The organism is Lysinibacillus sp. NPDC097287, from assembly GCF_044761695.1.
Classification (GTDB): domain Bacteria; phylum Bacillota; class Bacilli; order Bacillales_A; family Planococcaceae; genus Lysinibacillus.
This window is the reverse complement of the sequence record NZ_JBIWCX010000044.1, coordinates 1-1599: the sequence shown is the minus strand read 5'-3', so window position 1 is coordinate 1599 and position 1599 is coordinate 1. Positions and strand designations below refer to the sequence as shown.

The window sequence follows — 1599 nt, the reverse complement described above, 5'->3', positions numbered from 1 at the left end:
CAGGATCGCTTTTCCGCCGGCGGTGCAGTGGGCGGGGGCGTGACCCCCGACACGCGACGGGATTGCAGCGGCGAAACGTCCGCCGACTTTGTCGCGATCGACGACGTCGGGGCCGTCGAGGACGGTCAGATGCACGACCATACCGGTCTGCTGGTGCAATTCGTGCAGAAACGGTGCGGCCGCTTCACGAAGCGAGCTGCGCCTCTCGCCGTCGCCGTCCCCCGGAGAGCGCGGCGACCGAGGCAGTATCCGAAGGAGGCGTGCTCGACCCATCCGAAGGTGGTGAGCTGATCGAGAATGCGGTGGACAGTGGAGCGAGGTAATCGAGTACGGCATGCAACCTGTTCGAGCGTGATCCGAGCTCCTCGGCCGCCGAAGGCGTCGAGAATCAACGTCAGTCGCTCGATCATCGAGGGTGGCAGGTCCTTGCCCGACTTCATCTCTGTCGAGACGCCCGGCGTTGTGCCATTCTGGTCAGCGATGCCCATGAAGCCCCTTCCGAAATTTACTAGAATTCATTCTATCTCCTGTGTTCCCCACCCAGTCGGTGGCTCGCTTGCAGAATGCGACGGTAAGCGCAGCAGACACATACATCGCGTCACAGACTTACCGGTGTCATCGGTGCGCGGGATGCGTTGCCTGCCAGTAGGAATGCGCGTTCGAAGAATTGGCCTATGGTCGATTTCGTGAGCACTGTGCCCGTCGTCGGCACCGAACTCGGACGCGACTGCCTTCAATGTAGATGTCCACTGTTTATTACCGTGCTCGAGTTCTACGCCGGTTCACCACCTGAACTGACCGACCGCCGGGAAAGTTTCGTTGATTGCCGCAGCGGATGCAGGGGCGTTATCGAACAGCCGGTCGGTATCGACATCAGCCGTTGACCGATACCACGATCTCGCCACTTCGCGGGGAGTGATCACCAACGTCTATCCGCGTCGCAACCGCTGCAGAATGGCATCGAGTTACGGGCGTGAGGCTTCGCACCGCCGGCGTGATCGAGATGAACATTCTCGGCCCCCCACCCACCCGCGCCAGCCTGGAACGAGGGCCGAACACTACCCTTCTCCGTTACTTGTCAGGAACGCGGCAATGTACTTGTACTGACGCACGGCAGAATGACGCTCATCTGGTGCAGCAGGCGACTCTGGACGACAAGGCCAGCATCAGGGAGTGCTGCCCGTCGCCTTGATCGGTTTCTGCTGGGCCTCGTTGTGCCTGCTCGACAAATACGGCGGGCTGTTCATGTTTGGAGAACAAGGCACCAGGGCATGGAGGATGTTGACCCGCCGGTTGAGTCCCCCACTCCGTCCCGGCGGGTCTTCGATCTGCGTGTCGGAGTTGTCGCCGGTTCTGACACGCACGGTCCACCGACCGATGTTCACACCTGATGTCGGTGGACCGCCCGAACTTCGCGCTCGTCGCCGACACGGCGGGCGCGTGCCCGCCCACCGAGACTCTGCTCGTGCTCAGTGTCGGTGGGCCCTTGACTACGTCCTTCCTCCATGTTCGCCAGGCACCGACCGGCCTCCTGGCCGGGCCAGGTCGGCGCTTAACGCCACCTCACTACATCTGGTTTCAATTTGGCCTATAATCTAT

General features: G+C 61.6%; 2 protein-coding genes. Both read right to left on the bottom strand.

Annotated elements, in window-relative coordinates:
• Positions 1-141: IclR family transcriptional regulator domain-containing protein (locus ACIQ2D_RS22405; RefSeq protein WP_483869758.1), on the bottom strand; the 141-nt coding region annotated here is incomplete at its 3' end.
• Positions 126-410: a helix-turn-helix domain-containing protein gene (locus tag ACIQ2D_RS22400; RefSeq protein WP_483869757.1), complete on the bottom strand. Its 285-nt coding sequence runs from the start codon at positions 408-410 to the stop codon at positions 126-128. The genes ACIQ2D_RS22405 and ACIQ2D_RS22400, both read right to left, overlap by 16 nt.
• Between the last annotated feature and the right edge of the window lie 1189 nt (positions 411-1599).